General features: G+C 45.4%; 21 protein-coding genes. 18 read left to right on the top strand and 3 right to left on the bottom strand.

The features are described 5' to 3' along the window. Window positions 1–698 precede the first annotated feature (698 nt). A complete protein-coding gene (queG, locus tag TW81_RS17540; protein WP_045957041.1) occupies window positions 699–1,811 on the bottom strand; it encodes a tRNA epoxyqueuosine(34) reductase QueG in 1,113 nt (370 codons plus the stop codon). A 198-nt stretch (window positions 1,812–2,009) separates the two neighbouring features. On the opposite strand from queG, the gene tsaE reads away from it, so the two are divergent. From tsaE to TW81_RS17495, 9 genes are all read left to right on the top strand, one after another. Then, complete coding sequence (gene tsaE, locus TW81_RS17535; protein WP_004743157.1) at window positions 2,010–2,474, top strand: tRNA (adenosine(37)-N6)-threonylcarbamoyltransferase complex ATPase subunit type 1 TsaE; 465 nt, start codon at window positions 2,010–2,012, stop codon at window positions 2,472–2,474. After that, entirely contained in the window at window positions 2,468–4,192 is a 1,725-nt protein-coding gene (locus TW81_RS17530; RefSeq protein WP_045957040.1) for a LysM peptidoglycan-binding domain-containing protein, read from the top strand. Before tsaE ends, TW81_RS17530 begins: the two co-directional genes overlap by 7 nt. Window positions 4,193–4,206: 14 nt before the next feature. Next, window positions 4,207–6,168, top strand: a complete 1,962-nt coding sequence (gene mutL / locus TW81_RS17525; protein WP_045957039.1) for a DNA mismatch repair endonuclease MutL — start codon at window positions 4,207–4,209, stop codon at window positions 6,166–6,168. Further along, window positions 6,165–7,115, top strand: a complete 951-nt coding sequence (miaA, locus tag TW81_RS17520; RefSeq protein WP_045957038.1) for a tRNA (adenosine(37)-N6)-dimethylallyltransferase MiaA — start codon at window positions 6,165–6,167, stop codon at window positions 7,113–7,115. Before mutL ends, miaA begins: the two co-directional genes overlap by 4 nt. Before the next feature lie 189 nt (window positions 7,116–7,304). Next, on the top strand, window positions 7,305–7,568 hold the full coding sequence (gene hfq / locus TW81_RS17515; protein WP_045957037.1) for an RNA chaperone Hfq: 264 nt from the start codon (window positions 7,305–7,307) through the stop codon (window positions 7,566–7,568). Window positions 7,569–7,608: 40 nt separating this feature from the next. Then, window positions 7,609–8,898 carry a ribosome rescue GTPase HflX gene (gene hflX, locus TW81_RS17510; RefSeq protein WP_045957036.1) on the top strand — a complete coding sequence of 430 codons (1,290 nt, stop codon included), beginning with the start codon at window positions 7,609–7,611 and terminating at the stop codon, window positions 8,896–8,898. A gap of 45 nt (window positions 8,899–8,943) precedes the next feature. Then, window positions 8,944–10,131: an FtsH protease activity modulator HflK gene (hflK, locus tag TW81_RS17505; RefSeq protein ID WP_045957035.1), complete on the top strand. Its 1,188-nt coding sequence runs from the start codon at window positions 8,944–8,946 to the stop codon at window positions 10,129–10,131. Window positions 10,132–10,133: 2 nt separating this feature from the next. Next, the gene (gene hflC, locus TW81_RS17500; protein ID WP_045957034.1) at window positions 10,134–11,111 is read left to right on the top strand and encodes a protease modulator HflC; all 978 of its coding nucleotides are present in this window, start codon (window positions 10,134–10,136) and stop codon (window positions 11,109–11,111) included. 60 nt (window positions 11,112–11,171) lie between these two features. Further along, on the top strand, window positions 11,172–11,357 hold the full coding sequence (locus TW81_RS17495; protein ID WP_045957033.1) for a DUF2065 domain-containing protein: 186 nt from the start codon (window positions 11,172–11,174) through the stop codon (window positions 11,355–11,357). A gap of 19 nt (window positions 11,358–11,376) precedes the next feature. Here the strand turns inward: TW81_RS17495 and TW81_RS17490 are convergent, their stop codons facing one another. After that, entirely contained in the window at window positions 11,377–11,604 is a 228-nt protein-coding gene (locus tag TW81_RS17490; RefSeq protein WP_045957032.1) for a SlyX family protein, read from the bottom strand. 16 nt (window positions 11,605–11,620) lie between these two features. Further along, entirely contained in the window at window positions 11,621–12,601 is a 981-nt protein-coding gene (locus TW81_RS17485) for a WD40 repeat domain-containing protein (RefSeq protein WP_045957031.1), read from the bottom strand. Between the two features lie 130 nt (window positions 12,602–12,731). Between TW81_RS17485 and fkpA the strand changes: the two genes are divergently transcribed. The 9 genes from fkpA to TW81_RS19120 all read left to right on the top strand — a co-directional run. After that, window positions 12,732–13,514 (top strand): FKBP-type peptidyl-prolyl cis-trans isomerase, encoded by a 783-nt coding sequence (gene fkpA / locus TW81_RS17480; protein WP_045957030.1) that lies wholly within the window; start codon window positions 12,732–12,734, stop codon window positions 13,512–13,514. A 184-nt stretch (window positions 13,515–13,698) separates the two neighbouring features. Next, window positions 13,699–14,421: a helix-turn-helix transcriptional regulator gene (locus TW81_RS17475; protein WP_045957029.1), complete on the top strand. Its 723-nt coding sequence runs from the start codon at window positions 13,699–13,701 to the stop codon at window positions 14,419–14,421. Next, window positions 14,418–14,813 (top strand): sulfurtransferase complex subunit TusD, encoded by a 396-nt coding sequence (gene tusD, locus TW81_RS17470; protein ID WP_045957028.1) that lies wholly within the window; start codon window positions 14,418–14,420, stop codon window positions 14,811–14,813. The genes TW81_RS17475 and tusD overlap by 4 nt, the downstream gene beginning before the upstream one ends. Next, complete coding sequence (tusC, locus tag TW81_RS17465; RefSeq protein ID WP_045957027.1) at window positions 14,810–15,166, top strand: sulfurtransferase complex subunit TusC; 357 nt, start codon at window positions 14,810–14,812, stop codon at window positions 15,164–15,166. The genes tusD and tusC overlap by 4 nt, the downstream gene beginning before the upstream one ends. Before the next feature lie 8 nt (window positions 15,167–15,174). Continuing rightward, window positions 15,175–15,450, top strand: coding sequence for a sulfurtransferase complex subunit TusB (tusB, locus tag TW81_RS17460; protein WP_045957026.1), 276 nt, complete (start codon window positions 15,175–15,177; stop codon window positions 15,448–15,450). 187 nt (window positions 15,451–15,637) lie between these two features. Next, window positions 15,638–16,012 carry a 30S ribosomal protein S12 gene (gene rpsL / locus TW81_RS17455; protein WP_004399892.1) on the top strand — a complete coding sequence of 125 codons (375 nt, stop codon included), beginning with the start codon at window positions 15,638–15,640 and terminating at the stop codon, window positions 16,010–16,012. Window positions 16,013–16,129: 117 nt separating this feature from the next. Beyond that, complete coding sequence (rpsG, locus tag TW81_RS17450) at window positions 16,130–16,600, top strand: 30S ribosomal protein S7 (RefSeq protein WP_045957025.1); 471 nt, start codon at window positions 16,130–16,132, stop codon at window positions 16,598–16,600. 152 nt (window positions 16,601–16,752) lie between these two features. Further along, window positions 16,753–18,852 carry an elongation factor G gene (fusA, locus tag TW81_RS17445; protein WP_045957024.1) on the top strand — a complete coding sequence of 700 codons (2,100 nt, stop codon included), beginning with the start codon at window positions 16,753–16,755 and terminating at the stop codon, window positions 18,850–18,852. 154 nt (window positions 18,853–19,006) lie between these two features. Then, on the top strand, window positions 19,007–19,138 hold a 132-nt coding region (locus TW81_RS19120), incomplete at its 3' end, for a GTP-binding protein (protein ID WP_239424365.1).

Below are 19,138 nucleotides of genomic sequence, written 5' to 3'. Positions count from 1 at the left end.
GAACCTCGTGTGTCGCTCCAATTTAATAGCCTTCATCGTGCTTAACGGTGATAAAGATGCAACACTTGCTCAGTTTGATTGAGTACAACCTAGCCAAGGTTGAGGTCACGCCTTTTTGTTAATGAATAGGGAGCCTTGTGTGTTGCTCCAATCTCCTTCAAATGTAATGTCATTTGAATAGACCTTACGGTCACTGCTCTTTAGCTAATGCTGCGAAGCATCAACCCCAAATCAATAAGAAGTCCTCCTAGATATAGGTGGGCATTTTTATGTCTAAATTGCCAATCTCAGCACGAGATGTGCTCAGTTAAATCAGATAGCAAACACAATGTGAGCTAGGGCTCTGCTTATTAGTCAACAGACTTATCCACAGATGGTTTGGTGTGGATAACTTGGTGGGTAACCTGATTTTTATTCTTGTATAACGTCAGACTAGAACTATCTTTTTGTTTGTGAAACTTTCTTACTAAAGCTAATTTTCACACTAAGTTGTTGATTTTATTTTTATTTGCTAGCTTTTTGCTTGTGTGCTTAGTAACCATTTACGATCATTAAGTCACTGTTTTTTGATCCTAGTCATTTATAAGCATTGTGATTAACTTCTCTATCTGTAAGAAAATAAGTAATCATCCTTTCTTTTTTCCACATTTTGATTTTTGGACCTAGGTCAAACTCTAAGTAGTGCAGTTCGGCAAGTATTATGCATCACGAGGCAGACCTTTCTCGACAATGCGAATTAAGCGCTTGAGTTGGGTTGACTGAAGGGGTATCTGGCCTCTTTGCTGAGCTAGTGCCCACTGGATGTGGATATCTAAAGTTTCAGTAACGCCTAAACGACTCTCTAGAGCCTTAACGATGTTCTTTGAATACGGTGCATTACCCATTGCAATGGATAAGTTTCTTAGCCACTGCAGATGGCCAATTCGACGAATAGCGGATCCCTGCATATTGGTCAGAAATGTCTCTTCATCCCACATGAATAGCGTCACTAGGTCTGCTTGATTCAGTGATTCTCTGCGATGAAAATCACTTTGTTCAGTGAGCTTAGCAAAACGATTCCAAGGGCAGACGAGTTGACAGTCGTCACAGCCGTAGATTCGATTCCCGATAGAGGGACGGAATTCTTCCGGGATAACGCCATCAAATTCAATAGTTAAGTAAGAAATGCAACGTCTCGCATCGACAATTCCGTCTGCGACAATCGCCTGCGTCGGACAAGATGTGATGCAAGCTTTACATTTACCGCATTGGTCAACACTGGCGTCATCAACAGGCAAGGGGAGATCAACCAGCAGTTCGCCAAGAAAAAACCAGGACCCCGCTTCTTTATCAAGAATAAGAGAGTGCTTCCCAGTCCACCCTAGTCCAGCCTTTTGGGCCAATGGACGTTCCAGAATAGGCGCTGAATCGACGAATGGACGATAACCCAAATTACTAACTTCTAATGCGATTTTTTCTCCCAACTTTTTAAGTTGGTTGCGAATCAACTTATGATAGTCACGTCCTAAGGCATAGCGACTGATATACGCTTGAGTTGGATCGGAAAGATTGGAGGCAAATTGTGCTTGAGGAGGCAGATAATCCATACGTGCACTAATTACGCGCACGGTTCCAGGTAATAACTCTGCGGGACGTGCTCTCATCATTCCATGGCGAGCCATCCAGTCCATCTCTCCGTGATAACCTGCATCAAGCCACTTTTGGAGCTGCGCTTCGTGTTCAGACAAATCGACATCGCAGATGCCAACTTTCTGGAAGCCAAGTTCTTGGCCCCAAATTTTGATCTTGTCTGCGAGCGCTTGGTAGTTCATTCTGATTGCTCCGGGTAAAGGGGGCAGGATCTTAACGGATCTTATATGCAGGATCTAGCCAAGGAAAAGCGAAAAATGGCAAGAAATCGCTGATTTTTCGTTTTACTTACACAAGATCTCTTGTCTCTCAATTCCAACCCAGTTTACTATTCCTGTTCTTTTGATTTTTATATAGTCACAGCGTAGAGATTGATCTTCATGACCACCAAACAATTTGCCCTTAAAGATGAACAAGCAACGATTCAATTAGGGACAGCATTGGCACACTTGTGCTCTCAGCAAACCACCATCTACTTACACGGTGATTTGGGTGCAGGTAAAACGACATTTAGTCGTGGTTTTGTTCGCGCGCTTGGTCATGAAGGCAATGTAAAAAGTCCAACCTACACTCTCGTTGAACCTTATCAATTGGATCAGTGGCAGGTTTACCATTTTGATCTTTACCGTTTAGCGGATCCTGAAGAACTTGAGTTTATGGGGATCCGTGATTACTTCACTTCCGATGCTATCTGTTTGGTGGAGTGGCCTGAGAAAGGACAAGGTCTGCTGCCAGAAGCCGATCTGGATATTGATCTTCGTTACGACGGAGAGGCACGTGTTGTTGTACTGACGGCAAATAATCAGTACGGATGTCAATTATTAGAACAGTTGGAGTTATGTTGAAGAGTACTTTTATAAGAGCTGTTTTCTTTCCATTTCTTCTTGCTCTTACTCTTGCGCCCGGTTTTGCATTTGCAAACGCGCTAGAAGGGATTCGTGTTTGGCCTTCTCCTGATGAGACACGTGTTGTCATCGATCTTTCATCAGAAGCTGACTACAGCTATTTTACGCTCTCTAGTCCAGAGCGCTTGGTCGTGGATCTCAAACAGACCTCACTGAGTACTAAGTTGCCGATCGCTATCTCTGATAGCCCAGTGCTAAAGAGGATTCGCAAAAGCTCGCCACCAGACAAAGGTACATATCGTTTGGTGTTCGAACTTAAACGCAAAGTGACGCCGCAGCTATTTAAATTAGCGCCTACCCCAGGTGGACAATATGGTCACAGGTTAGTCATCGATCTGTCGCATGGTAGTGCTAGTACCCCAGAATCAGCACCTAAGCCTGCTGCCACATCAACCACAGTTAGTCGAGATGCCTCTCAGTTGACAGGAACGGCGGACATTGTTGTCGCTATTGATCCAGGCCATGGTGGTGAAGATCCTGGTTCGATCGGGCCAAGCAAAAAATACGAAAAACATGCCACGCTCGCCATCTCAAAAAAAGTGGCGGATCAGTTGAACGCGGTGCCGGGCATGAAAGCGGTATTAACTCGCCGCAGTGATTATTACGTAAATCTTAACAAGCGCTCTGAAATTGCACGTAAGAACAAAGCGCATTTGTTGGTGTCGATCCACGCCGATGGTTTCCATACGCCTCAACCGCGCGGTGGTTCGGTGTTTGTCTTAAATACTCGTCGAGCAAACTCGGAGATAGCGCGTTGGGTAGAGAATCATGAGGAACAATCTCAACTACTAGGTGGGGCTGGTGAAGTCCTATCAAAGAACAATAACGATAGGAATGTCAGTCAAACTTTGCTTGATCTGCAATTTAGCCATTCACAAAAAGAAGGTTATAAACTGGCAACGAAGATCCTGCGAGAAATGACGCGAGCTGGCATCAAGCTGCACAAGAAAGATCCGGTTAACGCAAGCTTAGCGGTATTGAAGTCACCAGATATTCCTTCTGTACTAGTTGAGACGGGCTTTATTACTAACCCGACTGAAGAAAGATTACTCTTCCAGCGTAGTCACCAAGACAAACTGGCGAGTTCTTTGACCAAGGCGATTGTTCAATACTTTAAAGCCAACCCACCAGAAGGAACCTTGTTTGCTAGCCGCGGTAAAGCGATCAATCACAAAGTGGTTCGCGGTGAGTCTTTGTCGTTGATAGCAAGTAAATATGGCACTTCAACTCAGGCCATCATGCAGGCAAACAAGCTTAAAAGCACTGGATTAGCGATCGGCCAGATTCTGACAATTCCGGGTTCAAGTCGCTCCATTTCTGTGCCTGAGATAAAAAATCCGGTAGAGACTAAAACGGTAACCCACGTGGTTCAGCGTGGTGAGTACCTAGGAAAAATTGCCGAGAGATATAAAGTTTCAGTACAGACGATTAAGCGTGAAAATGAGTTGAAATCCGACACCCTTAAGCTTGGTCAAAAGCTCAAAATTACCGTCAGTTTGAAAGATCAACCTTTGCGTAAACATACCGTTAAACGCGGAGAATTTTTGGGTAAGATCGCCAAACAATACCAAGTGAGTGTTACCAGTATCCGTGAAGCGAATAATCTTCGAACGGATCAACTTGCGGTTGGTCAGGTGTTGATCATTCCCCATAACTAAAGTGAGTGCCAGACGTGACAATTAAGATCCTTCCAGCACGCTTAGCCAACCAAATCGCTGCCGGAGAGGTGGTTGAACGACCAGCTTCGGTCGTCAAAGAGTTGGTGGAGAACAGCTTAGACTCAGGTGCAACACGTATCGATATTGATATCGAAAAGGGCGGCGCTAAGCTGATTCGTGTGCGTGACAATGGCAAAGGGATCGTCAAAGATGAGCTCGGTTTGGCCTTAAGTCGTCATGCTACATCCAAAATCCATACTCTGGACGATCTGGAAGCGATCATCAGCTTGGGTTTTCGCGGTGAAGCGCTGGCGAGTATCAGCTCGGTATCTCGGTTAACCATGACATCGCGTCCTGCAACGCAAGAGCAAGCTTGGTCTGCCTACAGTGAAGGCCGAGAAATGCAGGTGAAGCTTCAGCCAACTGCTCACCCGATAGGAACCACAGTTGAAGTGCTCGACCTGTTTTTTAATACACCAGCACGACGTAAGTTTCTGCGCACCGAAAAAACAGAATTTGCTCATATTGATGAACTGTTAAAGCGGATCGCGTTAAGCCGCTTTGACGTCACCATCAATCTCAAACACAACAGTAAACTAGTTAAGCAGTATCGCGCGTCCAAAACGGATGCGCAGATGGAAAAGCGCATTGCCGCCGTTTGTGGCAGCGCTTTTGTGCGCAACATGCTCAAAATTGAACTTGAACATCAAGGGCTCAAGCTCCATGGCTGGATAACGACACCCGAAGGCGCGCGCCAACAAAGCGATTTGCAATACTGCTATGTTAACGGCCGTATGATGCGGGACAAGTTGATTAATCACGCTATTCGTCAGAGTTATGAAACCAGCTTGCGCCCTGACCAGTTTGCTACGTATGTACTGTTTATCGAACTCGATCCTCACCAAGTTGACGTTAATGTGCACCCGGCTAAGCATGAAGTTAGATTCCATCAGGCGCGTCTGGTACACGATTTTATATATCAGGCTTTAAGTGATGCACTGGCTCAAAGTGCTCATATTGAGCAGCCGGTACAAACGGCATCTGCATTCCATGTTGAGCCTCAACCATCGGCTTCTCACCATGAACAAGTGAATGTCGAGAATAAAGTTACCAATCGTGCTTCTCAGCAAGAGTACCGTGCCATTGAGTCTACTCCTTCTTATCCGGGAAAAAGTGATTACACTGAACATCGAGACAAGGTGAGAGAAGCCAATCCGCGCAGCGAATGGCAAGAATCACGTCCCATGAGCAAACCTCGAGTGACTGAGCGCTACAGTGAACCAGCACCAACTAAGCAAGAGGTAAAAGCGTATCAGGAGTTATTACAAACCCCTGAAGTTGTACCTCAAGTGCAACCCAACCATATGCGCACTCAAGATGCTGTTAGTGAACAAGTTGAGTTTGAGGCTGTCGAAGCACTAGGTAAGGCGATCAACGTGGTTCAAGGGCGCTACTTGGTGATGGCCGATAAACAAGGCACACGTTTAGTCAATTTGGCAAGAGCAGAGTGGTTAAGAGTGAATGGGCAGCTTTCGACCCATGAAGGTCGATTGAAAAGCCAACCCTTGCTGGTGCCATTGTCGCTGAAGTTGGAAGAAACTTTACTTGAGACCGCTGAAGCTATTCAGTCAACGCTAGATGCGTTTGGTATTGAGCTAAAAACTCGCGGCAATAAGTCATTGATGGTTATGGCGGTGCCTCAGCCGTTAAGGCAACAAAACTTGCAACAACTGGTGCCAGATCTGCTATCTTACGCGGCTTTATGTCAGTCCGTGGCAAAGTCATTGTCCCATGCCGAGTTAGCAAAATGGTTGAGTGATCATATTACCCAAGTGAAAAGTGACTACACTTTGTCGGAGGCCATCCAGATAGTGGGCGATATTGAGCACTTATGGCAAGGTCGTTTGCCACTGAGCGATCAGACCTTTGTCAGGCCAGTCGACTTTTCTGCAACGATTGCAGCGTTAGAATTATGAATAACAAAGAATTACCTTTAGCTCTATTTTTAATGGGGCCTACCGCATCAGGCAAAACGGATCTCGCGATTCGTCTACGCAAAAAATTCCCTGTCGAAATCATCTCGGTGGATTCGGCATTAATTTATAAAGGGATGGATATTGGCACAGCTAAGCCTGACGCAGAAGAACAAGCGCAAGCGCCGCATCGACTGATTGATATTTTAGATCCGAGTGAAGCTTACTCGGCGGCGGATTTTCGCCGTGATGCGCTTGATGAAATGAATAAAATTGTTGAGCAAGGCAAGATCCCGCTTTTAGTTGGTGGCACCATGCTTTACTACAAAGCCTTGCTTGAAGGTTTGTCGCCGCTGCCTGCCGCAGACGCGGAGGTTCGCCAGCAAATAGAGCACGAAGCTCAAACATTGGGTTGGGATAAGTTGCATGATCAACTTAAAGAAATTGATCCCGTCTCTGCTGAGCGAATTCATCCGAATGATCCACAAAGATTGTCTCGGGCATTGGAAGTTTATCGAATTTCAGGTAAAACTCTTACTGAGTTAACTCAAACTAAAGGTGAAAGCCTGCCGTATCGAGTTAAGCAGTTTGCAATAGCTCCCAAGGAAAGGGCTGAGCTCCATCGTCGAATTGAACTGCGTTACGAAAAAATGATCGAGGCTGGTTTTGAAGATGAAATGCGCGCGTTGTATGCTCGTGAAGATCTTCATTCCGATCTTCCATCCATTCGTTGCGTTGGTTATCGGCAGATGTGGGACTATTTGGACGGGAATTGCACGCTAGATGAAGCCATTTTTAAAGGCATCTGTGCAACCCGTCAATTGGCCAAGCGACAAATCACCTGGTTACGCAGCTGGGATGATTTAACTTGGTTAGATAGTGAAAACATTGAACATGCGCTTGAAACTGTTTCAAATGCCATAGCATCGGACGGTTCTAGCTGTGTATAATGTGATCGCTTTTGCGTGAATTTGCCCTGTAAAGGATCTGTTACTTGAAATTTCGCTTTAAAGCCGTCATAACAAGTAGCGACAGGGTGTTATTTTTTCGTTTAGCTCAGAGCAAAGGCCGCATCTTTTTTATGCAGCGCACCACTAGCTAAATAACTAAAACAAAATTACAAAATAAGGAAAATAAAAATGGCTAAGGGGCAATCTCTACAAGACCCATTCTTAAATGCATTACGTCGTGAACGTATTCCTGTGTCTATCTACCTTGTAAACGGAATTAAACTGCAAGGCCAGATCGAATCATTTGATCAGTTTGTTATCTTGCTGAAAAACACCGTTAACCAAATGGTGTACAAGCACGCAATTTCTACGGTAGTTCCTGCTCGTCCAGTGAACCACCACAGTGGTGATCGTCCACAAGGAGATCGTCCACAAGAGAAATCAGAAGATTAATTCTCTGAAGTACCATATTTGTTTGTAAGGAGTTGGTTGCTTGTTTGACCGTTATGAAGCCGGTGAGCGAGCCGTACTTGTTCATATCAACTTCACGCAAGAAGGGGAGTGGGAAGATCTCAATGAATTTGAGATGTTAGTCTCGTCGGCTGGCGTTTCTGCGTTACAAGTTGTAACAGGAAGTCGTCAGTCTCCACACCCCAAATACTATGTCGGAGAGGGTAAAGCTCAAGAAATTGCGCAAGCTGTGCAATTGCTCGGCGCTGATATTGTGATTTTCAATCACGCCCTCTCTCCTGCCCAAGAACGTAACCTCGAAAAGTTGTGTAAATGTCGCGTATTGGATCGCACTGGTTTGATCCTCGATATCTTTGCTCAGCGTGCCCGAACTCATGAAGGTAAATTACAAGTTGAGCTTGCTCAGCTTCGCCATATTTCAACCCGATTGATCCGCGGCTGGACTCACCTTGAAAGACAAAAAGGTGGTATCGGTTTACGTGGTCCAGGTGAAACTCAGCTAGAAACTGACCGACGTTTGTTGCGTGATCGTATTAAAGCGATATTGCGCCGTTTAGAAAAAGTGGCTAAGCAGCGTGAACAAGGTCGCCGCGCTAGAAATCGAGCGGAAATTCCGACTGTATCTTTGGTTGGTTATACCAACGCGGGTAAGTCGACCCTATTTAACAGAATTACTGAAGCGGGTGTGTATGCGGCGGACCAGTTGTTTGCCACGCTAGACCCGACATTACGTAAGATTGAGTTGGCAGATGTAGGTCCAGCTATTTTGGCTGATACGGTAGGATTTATTCGTCATCTACCACACGATCTCGTTGCTGCATTTAAAGCAACACTGCAAGAAACTCAAGAAGCTGACATTTTGTTACATGTTGTAGATGCCAGCGACGACCGTTTTCGTGAGAATATTCAAGCTGTTCATGAAGTACTAGAAGAAATTGATGCCCACGAGGTACCGTCTCTTGTTGTCATGAACAAGATTGATAATCTAGAAGACCAGAAACCACGTATAGAACGGGATGAGGAAGGTGTTCCTCGTGCTGTGTGGGTTTCGGCAATGGAAGGCCTTGGTATTGAGTTGCTGTTTGATGCTTTGACTGAGCGTCTTGCTAGCCAAATGGTTCAATATCAATTGCGAATTCCGCCACAACATCAAGGGCGGATTCGTAGTACATTCTTCCAGATGAAATGTATTCAACGAGAAGAATATGATCAGGACGGTAACTTGTTGATTAATGTTCGCATGCAACAAGTGGATTGGTCTAGACTTGAAAAAAGAGAAGGGGCAGTTTTACGTGACTTTATAGTTACTTAAATGACTGCTACAGTATAACGTCATATCAAATGATGGAGCTTTCTAATGGCGTGGAATGAGCCTGGTAATAACAACGGCAACAATGGCCGCGATAATGACCCTTGGGGTAACAATAATCGTGGTAACAAAGGTGGCCGTGATCAAGGACCGCCAGACTTAGACGAAGTGTTTAATAAACTGAGTCAGAAACTGGGTGGAAAGTTTGGTGGTAAAGGCGGTAAAGGCCCGTCTATCGGCGGTGGCGGTGCACTTGGCTTTGGTGTCATTGCCGTTATCGCGATAGCTATTTGGTTCTTTGCTGGTTTTTACACTATAGGTGAAGCAGAGCGTGGTGTTGTGCTACGTCTTGGTAAATACGATCGCGTGGTCGATCCTGGTCTAAACTGGCGTCCGCGCTTTGTTGATGAAGTAACACCAGTGAACGTACAGGCAATCCGTTCTCTACGTTCATCAGGTCTAATGCTGACCAAAGATGAAAACGTTGTGACGGTGGCGATGGATGTTCAGTACCGAGTCGCTGATCCATACAAATACCTGTACCGTGTAACCAATGCAGACGACAGCTTACGCCAAGCGACGGATTCTGCACTGCGCGCGGTTGTTGGTGATTCACTTATGGATAGCATCCTAACAAGTGGTCGTCAGCAAATTCGTCAAAGTACACAAGAGACACTTAACACCATCGTCGATAGCTACGACATGGGTGTTGTGATCGTCGATGTTAACTTCCAATCAGCACGTCCGCCTGAGCAAGTGAAAGATGCGTTTGATGACGCGATTGCGGCGCGTGAGGATGAAGAGCGTTTTGAACGTGAAGCGGAAGCGTACCGCAACGATATCTTGCCGAAAGCAACGGGTCGTGCTGAGCGTTTGAAGAAAGAAGCCTTGGGTTACTCAGAACGTGTCGTTAACGAAGCGTTAGGTCAAGTTGCTCAGTTTGAGAAACTGCTACCTGAATACCAAGCGGCACCGGAAGTGACTCGCAACCGTCTGTATCTAGATACGATGGAAGAGGTATACACCAGTACGTCTAAGGTTCTGATTGATTCTGAATCAAGTGGTAACCTGCTGTACCTTCCAATCGATAAGTTAGCCGGTGAAGGCAAAACTCAAACGAAACGTAACACGAAGTCTTCTTCTACTTACGACCAAATTGAGTTAGAGACACAGACTAATGATACAACGTCAGAATCGCAATCTCGTCCAGCCGATTCACGTCAAGGGAGATATTAAGAATGCGTAAGTTAATGATCCCTGTGTTAGTAGTAACAATTGTATTACTGCTTATGTCAGTCTTCGTTATTCAAGAGGGTGAGCGTGGTTTGGTGATTCGATTTGGTCGTGTTCTTGATGACAATGGTGTCTCTAAGATCTACGAGCCGGGTCTTCACTTTAAGATGCCACTATTTGACCGAGTGAAAACGTTAGACGCGCGTATCCAAACTATGGATGGCCGTTCAGACCGTTTCGTGACGTCAGAGAAAAAAGACGTGATCATCGATACCTATGTGAAATGGCGTATTGCCGATTTCGGTCGTTACTACCTGACCACTGGTGGCGGTAACACGCTGACGGCTGAAGCGCTTCTTGAGCGTAAAGTAACGGATGCATTGCGTTCTGAAATTGGTTCGCGTGAAATTAAACAGATTGTATCTGGCCCACGTAACCAAGACGTATTGCCTGAAAGTGCAGACAGTGAAGTTGTCACCACTGAAGCAGCAAAAGAAGCGTTGGAAATCGATGGTGAACGTGACCAAATTATGGAAAACGTGCTAGTTGGTACTTCGGGTAGTGCTCTGGCTGACTTGGGTGTTGAAATTGTTGATTTCCGTATGAAGAAAATCAACCTACCTGACGAAATCAGTGAGTCTATCTACCGTCGTATGAGGGCTGAGCGTGAATCTGTTGCGCGTAAGCACCGTTCTCAAGGTCGTGAACGTGCTGAAGTTATTCGTGCACAGGCAGAGCTAGAAGTCGCGACTGTCCTTGCAGAAGCGGATAAGACAGCTCGTGTAACACGCGGTGAAGCGGATGCGAAAGCGGCGCAAATTTACTCAAATGCGTACAACAAAGATCCTGAGTTCTTTAGTTTTATGCGTTCTTTGAAAGCGTATGAGAAATCATTCAGCGATAAGAGCGACATTCTTGTGTTGGATCCGAAGAGCGACTTCTTCCAGTACATGAATAAAGCGACTGGCGCGACAACGAAGTAAATAAACTTTGATACTATAAGGGCTCCTAATGGAGCCTTTATTTTTTGTAGTAGGAAAATTATGTCAAACTCATTATGGCTAGCGCTCGGGTTGGTGCTCATCGTTGAAGGGCTTGGCCCACTGATTGCCCCGAATGGATGGCGTAACATGGTGGCTGAGCTTAGCCGTCAGCCAGATAATCAACTGCGCAGAATTGGTGGTTGTTTGGTCGTTGCTGGCGTTGTGATCGCTTACGTCTTTAGCTAAGCGATTCACTGCTGACAAGTTAGTAGTGTGGTGGTGGCGTTTCTTCTGAAGGATCTGCCAAGTTAGACGAATCGATATTTTTCACTTTTCCAACTACATACTTCATTTGGTCTTGCATCTTAGTGATCAGCAATTGCTGCTGGCTTAATGCGTCATTGAGTGAATCAATGGTCTGTTCCTGAAACGCAAGTTGGCACTCTAAGTCGTTGATGCGGCTTTCCAACTGTTCAATATATTTCTCATTCATACTCGATTAACAGCCTCTAATAATCTACTTGCCAAGCTTGGGCGATTCCAGCCGATGTTCCCGAAATGACGCGGTTCTGGCTGTCAAAGGCAGCATCATACACCACTGCGCGAGGAGGGCGAGTATCTTTTAGCGGTTCCGCTTCGAAACCATCCACTCGCTTCCCTGTGTCAGTCTGCCATATCATGATGCGACTGGAAGGGGTACCTGTCACCAGATATTGTCCGTCATCAGAAAAACGGGCGGTAGAGAAGATAAGTTGGCGAGAGAAACTGCTGAGTTTAGATAAACTCTTACCTGTGGTGAGATCCCAAATGATCGCTTGATTACCACCATCTGACGTGAACGCGTATTTACCATCTCGCTGCAGAGCAACGCGATTCACCCGCTGCTCATGCTCAAAAGTTTTTAGTATCTGTCCACTATTGGTGTCCCACAGGTGTGCTTTGTAATCGTTTCCGCCCGTCAGTGCAAAACGACCATTGGGTGAAAGTGCCACTGAATTGACTTTTTCGTTGTGAGCAAGGAACTCTAGTCGACGCCCGGTGACTAAGTTGACGTAGATAGCTTTGCCGTTGGAAAGACCGAGTAATACTTGGTCACCGTTGCTAGCGATATCAACGTCGCGAATTAAGCCGTCTGAAATCGACCACAGCCCCTCGGCTTGGGTCCAAGCTAAGTCCCAAACGGCAAAGTTAATTTGTGTTGCGGTAATCGCAAAACGTCCGTTGTCAGAAATTCGGATGCGAGAAACCGTACTGGCTTGTGGGTCTTGGGCACCCAATGCAGCGAGTTCTTGGCTTTCGTTCAGATCCCAAAGGACAAGTTGGTGCTCTTTTGAGTACAGAAGGGCAAAGCGGGCATCTCGGCTTAAGGCAAAGCTGGTGGTGCCTTTGGGTTCGATAGTCCATCGTTGGTTGTCATGAGTGGAGAAAAAGCACCCATTTAACGCTGAAATGACAATAACGATGAGAATTGAGTTAAAAATTATACGCATTAAGTCCAAATATCCGCTTGTTTACGTTTAATTAAGACGCATATTGGTTATATTGGTATAACATTCAAATGTGTACCACTCTTTCTTAAAGATTTGTGCACAAAGACAAAAGTCTCAATTGGAGAGTTAAATGAAATCGATTTTTAAAGTGTCACTACTTGCTGCAACTGTTGCACTTGCTGTTGGCTGTCAAAAAGAAGAAGAACCTAAAACAGAAGTCGCGCCAGCAGCAGAGCAAGTTGAAGCGGCTAAAACCGTTTCTTTTGCAACAGAAGATGACAAAGCGGCTTACGCAATTGGTGTCTCTTTTGCCAATTACCTGAGCACAAGCTTAGATAAACCAAGTGAAATCGGTATCACATTAAATAAAGAGTTCGTTCTTAAAGGTATCGAACACGTCTTCGCAGGTAACCCTGAGTTGAACGAAGAAGAGACTCGAGCTGCTCTGGAAGCGCTAGACAAACGTGTTGCCGAAACTATGCAAAAGCAAGCGGCTGAAAAAGCAGCAGCGGCAAAAAAAGCAGGTGAAGACTTCCGCACTGAGTTTGAACAGCAAGAAGGTGTGATGAAGACGGAATCTGGCCTGCTTTACCAAGTGCTAACACCAGCAGAAGGCGAAATGCCAAAAGATACCGACACAGTTCAAGTACACTACAAAGGTACCTTGATCGACGGTACTCAGTTCGATAGCTCATACGATCGCGGTGAGCCAGCAACATTCCCACTTAACCGAGTAATCTCTGGTTGGACGGAAGGCGTTCAGCTAATGCCTGTGGGTTCTAAGTTCAAGTTTGTTATTCCGCCAGAGCTAGCATACGGCGAACAAGACACGCCAACGATTCCAGCTAACTCAACTTTGGTTTTTGAAGTTGAGCTGCTGAAAATCGACAACGGTGAAGAAGCCGTACAATAAGTACGTTTCGCGCTTTTAGTTAAGGTCTGGTTTTTACCAGACCTTTTTTATTACCTAAAATGCCTAGAGCGAGGACAATTTTTTTGTTCTAAATCACTAGATAGTCGCTTAGCTAGGTGTTCTCATCAAAATTTCTGATAAACTTACATCAATTTGTTGATTTTTCGCGCTAAGGCTTAAATAAGTGACTACTACAGAAACAGTAAACACGGATATGTTGCTCGAAATGGAATCAGTTAATGTGATGCCATTTAGTGAGCATGACAAAATCATTCTTAGATCCTATGAGGCTGTCGTTGATGGTATTGCGAGCCTGATTGGTCCGTTTTGTGAAATTGTATTGCACTCATTAGAAGATCTTAATACTTCGGCAATCAAGATCGCTAATGGTGAAAACACTGGCCGTCAGGTTGGTTCACCGATTACCGATTTAGCATTAAAAATGCTGCGTGACATTGAAGGTTCAGAACGTAACTTCTCTCGTTCTTATTTCACCCGTGCCAAAGGCGGTGTGTTGATGAAGTCGATTACAGTCGCTATCCGTAATGGTGACAATCGTGTGATTGGCTTATTGTGTGTCAACGTCAACCTTGATGCGCCTTTCTCTCAAGTTTTGCAATCTTTCATGCCTACTGAAGAGGCTAAGCAAGCCGCATCATCGGTTAACTTTGCTAGTGATGTTGAAGAGCTGGTGGATCAAACAGTTGAGCGCACGATTGAGGAGATTAACGCAGACAAGTCGGTATCGAATAATACTAAGAACCGCCAAATCGTAATGGAACTTTACGACAAAGGTATCTTTGATATTAAAGATGCGATCAACCGCGTTGCCGATCGCCTCAATATTTCTAAGCACACGGTTTACCTCTATATTCGTCAGCGTAAAACTGAGGATGAAGAAAGTTGAGCGCATTGACTTACACGCTGGTGGTGAATGGCCCTGTCTATGGCAGCCAGTCTGCGAGAAACGCTTATCAGTTTGCCACCACTTTGATAGCCAAAGGACACTCACTCGTTAGTGTCTTTTTTTATCAAGAAGGTGTCACTAATGGCAGTGGCTTAACAGTGCCAGCAAATGATGAGTTTGATTTAGTAAAAGCTTGGCAGCAGCTCGCTACTGACCATAATGTCCGTTTAGAAACGTGTGTCGCGGCTGCGCTGCGCCGAGGTATAGTGAGCGAGAATGAGGCCAGCCAACACGGTTTAATGCAAAGCAACTTAGCCGAAGGTTTTCACCAAGCTGGATTAGGGAGTTTGGCCGAAGCCATGTTAATGCAAGACAGAGTGGTGCAGTTTTGAGTCAATTAACCTACCTATTTCGCAGTGCACCGCACAGTTGTTCTTCCGGCCGTGAAGGGGTTGATGCATTGCTTGCGGCTTCTGCATACTGCGAGGACATCAGCGTGGTATTTATGGGCGATGGGGTCTACCAGCTTCTGCTTGGTCAACAAACTTCACACATACTCAGTAAAGACTACTCTCCGATGCTTAAGTTATTTGACCTTTATGATATTGAGCAGATTTACTTATGTGAAGCCTCCTTAGCAGAGCGAGGATTGGCGCAAGCGGATTTGGTCATCGAAGCCCAAGTACTTAAACAACCAGAGTTGGTCGCTCAGCTGCATCGTGCTGGCAAGATTCTTACTTTTTAGGTATCCGTATGTTGCATATTGTCAAAACGATTGAAGCGCTTGTTGAAGCAAGCCAAGTCATCAGCGAGTCAGATCAATTGCTATTGGTGGAACAAGCGGTGTACGCAGCCAATCCGCTACACAATGCTTTTCCTATGACTAAAGGAATGAGTGCGTTTGTGTTAGAGGCCGATATCGCAGCGCGTGGCATTGCCAATCGAATCAGCCCTTCAGTCACTTGTGTTGATTTTGCTGGCTTTGTTGATCTCACTGCTGAGCAGCCTAATTCTATTACTTGGGAATAATTTCCTTTTCTCATCTATTACGTGTCGTTTTGTATTTGCTCTTTTCGCCCGAGTTGAGCAAAAAAGATCCGTATATTTCTTGACACACCTCTCACCTCTGAATAGAATTTTGCGTCCCTAAGTGCCACTGGTGTTTAGGGATAGATTTTTCACAAAGCTTACTTTCAAGTAAATCAGGAGCTAGTTAATGGCAACTATTAACCAGTTGGTACGTAAGCCACGTGCAAAGCAAGTTGTTAAAAGCAACGTGCCTGCACTAGAAGCGTGCCCACAAAAACGTGGTGTATGTACTCGTGTTTACACTACAACACCTAAAAAACCTAACTCGGCACTACGTAAAGTATGTCGTGTACGTCTAACAAACGGTTTCGAAGTAACTTCGTACATCGGTGGTGAAGGTCACAACCTTCAAGAGCACTCAGTTGTTCTAATCCGTGGCGGTCGTGTTAAAGACCTTCCGGGTGTGCGTTACCACACAGTACGTGGTGCACTAGACTGTGCTGGCGTAAATGACCGTAAACAAGGTCGTTCTAAGTACGGTGTGAAGCGTCCTAAGTCTTAATGCCTTCTTTTTTTAAAGAGAAGCGTTAAGTAAGGCCAAACACTAAAATTAAATTTTAATTTTGAAGAAACTGAAAAGTTTTGGATAACCTGAAGAATAAGACAACGGAGAAATTCCATGCCACGTCGTCGCGTCATCGGTCAGCGTAAGATCCTTCCAGATCCAAAGTTCAAATCTGAACTGCTGGCAAAATTCGTTAACATCCTAATGGTTGACGGTAAAAAATCTACTGCAGAGAAAATTGTTTACACTGCACTAGACACTATGGCTGAGAAATCTGGTAAAGATCACTTAGCTGTATTTGAAGAAGCTCTTGAAAATGTTCGCCCTGCGGTAGAGGTTAAATCTCGCCGTGTTGGTGGTTCAACTTACCAAGTTCCTGTAGAAGTACGCCCGGTTCGCCGTAACGCACTTGCTATGCGTTGGTTGGTTGAAGCTGCGCGCAAGCGTGGTGAAAAATCTATGGCTCAACGCCTAGCTGCTGAAATGCTAGACGCGTCTGAGAACAAAGGTACTGCGGTTAAGAAACGTGAAGACGTTCACCGCATGGCTGACGCAAACAAAGCGTTCGCACATTACCGTTGGTAATACCTTTCAGTGCCGCGAGACTCCTCGCGGCGCTACTCTAGTTCCTATGCGCAAGCTTAGGAACTATTGCTATATCTAGGGCAAGCAAAACTGTCGAGTTCAGACAAGTTAACTAGAAATAGCAATAGTCCCTAATTCAAGAGGATTCAATCGTGGCTCGTAAAACACCTATTGAGCGCTACCGCAATATCGGTATCGTCGCTCACGTAGACGCAGGTAAAACAACCACAAGTGAACGCATTCTATTTTACACTGGTCTTTCACATAAAATCGGTGAAGTTCACGATGGCGCTGCTACCATGGACTGGATGGAGCAAGAGCAAGAGCGTGGTATCACAATCACCTCTGCAGCAACGACGACCTTCTGGCGTGGTATGGAAGCGCAATTCCAAGATCACCGCATTAATATCATCGACACCCCTGGACACGTTGACTTTACTATCGAAGTAGAGCGTTCTCTACGCGTACTTGATGGTGCGGTTGTGGTGTTCTGTGGCTCATCTGGTGTTGAACCTCAATCTGAAACTGTATGGCGTCAGGCTGACAAGTACCACGTTCCGCGTATGGTATTCGTCAATAAGATGGACCGTGCAGGTGCTGACTTCCTTCGTGTTGTTGATCAAATCAAAAACCGCCTTGGTGCGAACCCAGTTCCTATCCAACTGAATGTTGGCGCGGAAGATGAGTTCAAAGGTGTAATTGACCTTATCAAGATGAAAATGATCAACTGGAATGAAGCCGATCAAGGGATGACTTTCTCATATGAAGATATCCCTGCTGATATGCTAGAACTCGCAGAAGAGTGGCGTAACAATCTTGTTGAGTCAGCGGCTGAAGCGAATGAAGAGTTGATGGACAAATACCTTGAAGAAGGTGAATTGTCAGAAGAAGATATCAAATTTGGTCTGCGTACTCGCACACTAAATAACGAAATTGTACTCGCAACGTGTGGTAGTGCATTTAAGAACAAAGGTGTTCAAGCTGTACTTGACGCGGTTGTAGAGTATCTGCCATCGCCAATCGATGTGCCGGCAATCAAAGGCGTTGATGACAATGATAATGAAGTTGAGCGCCATGCTGACGACAACGAACCTTTCTCTGCACTCGCATTCAAAATCGCGACAGACCCATTTGTTGGTACGCTAACCTTTATGCGTGTCTACTCAGGTGTGGTTAACTCTGGCGATGCGGTATACAACTCAGTTAAGCAGAAGAAAGAGCGCTTTGGTCGTATCGTACAAATGCACTCTAACAAGCGTGAAGAAGTGAAAGAAGTTCGCGCTGGTGATATCGCCGCAGCAATCGGCCTTAAAGATGTCACTACAGGTGACACTCTATGTGACCAGAACCATAAGGTTATTCTGGAGCGCATGGAGTTCCCTGATCCCGTAATTCAGATTGCAGTAGAGCCTCGCTCTGTTGCTGATCAGGAGAAGATGGCTATCGCGCTAGGTAAACTAGCGGCAGAAGACCCATCATTCCGCGTAGAAACGGATAACGAAACAGGTCAGACATTGATCTCAGGTATGGGTGAGCTTCACCTAGACATCATCGTTGACCGCATGAAACGTGAATTCAGCGTTGACTGTAATGTTGGTAAACCTCAGGTTGCATACCGTGAAACGATCCGTGGTAAAGCGGAAGTGGAAGGTAAATTTGTACGTCAATCTGGTGGTCGTGGTCAATATGGTCACGTATGGATCAAACTGGAGCCATCTGAACCTGGCGAAGGTTTTGTCTTTGTTGACGAAATTGTGGGTGGTGTGGTTCCTAAGGAATACATCAACTCGGTATCGAAAGGTATCGAAGAGCAGATGAACAGTGGTGTTCTAGCGGGTTACCCTGTGCTAGATATTAAAGCAACACTGTTTGACGGTTCGTACCACGATGTTGACTCAAACGAGATGGCGTTTAAGATCGCTGGCTCGATGGCATTCAAGAAAGGTGCACTTGAAGCGCAACCTGTTCTTCTTGAGCCTATGATGAAAGTTGAAGTAACGACACCTGAAGATTGGATGGGTGATGTTGTTGGTGACCTTAACCGTCGCCGCGGCATGATCGAAGGTATGGATGACGGTGTGGCTGGTATTAAGATCATCCGCGCTCAAGTACCTCTGTCTGAAATGTTCGGTTACGCAACAGACTTACGCTCTGCAACTCAAGGCCGTGCGTCTTACTCTATGGAGTTTAACGAGTACGCTGAAGTACCGAAGAACTTCGCAGATAAAATTATTGCAGACCGTGGTTACTAAACCTGACGCTTTGAACGGAAAAAAGTCTAGCTTTTTTTGCAGAACAATGCGTCCAAATATTGCGCTGACTGGCGTTGGCGCATAAAATAGCAATTTCTGGCGCGTCTCGATCAATTCGGATCGTGGCGAATCATAACTAGGAAGGAACACGATCGTGTCTAAAGAAAAATTTGAACGTACTAAACCGCACGTTAACGTTGGTACTATCGGCCACGTTGACCACGGTAAAACAACTCTAACTGCTGCAATCTGTACTACTCTAGCTAAAGTGTACGGCGGTGAAGCG

Source organism: Vibrio galatheae (genome assembly GCF_000967545.1).
Classification (GTDB): Bacteria; Pseudomonadota; Gammaproteobacteria; order Enterobacterales; family Vibrionaceae; genus Vibrio; species Vibrio galatheae.
This window is presented reverse-complemented; position numbering and strand designations above follow the sequence as displayed.

Coding starts and splice junctions, on each gene's coding strand:
- hflK (WP_045957035.1), top strand. CDS start 8,944: ATGGCGTGGAATGAGCCTGGTAATAACAACGGCAACAATGGCCGCGAT.
- hflC (WP_045957034.1), top strand. CDS start 10,134: ATGCGTAAGTTAATGATCCCTGTGTTAGTAGTAACAATTGTATTACTG.
- tusB (WP_045957026.1), top strand. CDS start 15,175: ATGTTGCATATTGTCAAAACGATTGAAGCGCTTGTTGAAGCAAGCCAA.
- queG (WP_045957041.1), bottom strand. CDS start 1,811: ATGAACTACCAAGCGCTCGCAGACAAGATCAAAATTTGGGGCCAAGAA.
- TW81_RS17485 (WP_045957031.1), bottom strand. CDS start 12,601: ATGCGTATAATTTTTAACTCAATTCTCATCGTTATTGTCATTTCAGCG.
- rpsG (WP_045957025.1), top strand. CDS start 16,130: ATGCCACGTCGTCGCGTCATCGGTCAGCGTAAGATCCTTCCAGATCCA.
- TW81_RS17495 (WP_045957033.1), top strand. CDS start 11,172: ATGTCAAACTCATTATGGCTAGCGCTCGGGTTGGTGCTCATCGTTGAA.
- miaA (WP_045957038.1), top strand. CDS start 6,165: ATGAATAACAAAGAATTACCTTTAGCTCTATTTTTAATGGGGCCTACC.
- hfq (WP_045957037.1), top strand. CDS start 7,305: ATGGCTAAGGGGCAATCTCTACAAGACCCATTCTTAAATGCATTACGT.
- rpsL (WP_004399892.1), top strand. CDS start 15,638: ATGGCAACTATTAACCAGTTGGTACGTAAGCCACGTGCAAAGCAAGTT.
- tsaE (WP_004743157.1), top strand. CDS start 2,010: ATGACCACCAAACAATTTGCCCTTAAAGATGAACAAGCAACGATTCAA.
- TW81_RS17530 (WP_045957040.1), top strand. CDS start 2,468: ATGTTGAAGAGTACTTTTATAAGAGCTGTTTTCTTTCCATTTCTTCTT.
- fkpA (WP_045957030.1), top strand. CDS start 12,732: ATGAAATCGATTTTTAAAGTGTCACTACTTGCTGCAACTGTTGCACTT.
- TW81_RS17490 (WP_045957032.1), bottom strand. CDS start 11,604: ATGAATGAGAAATATATTGAACAGTTGGAAAGCCGCATCAACGACTTA.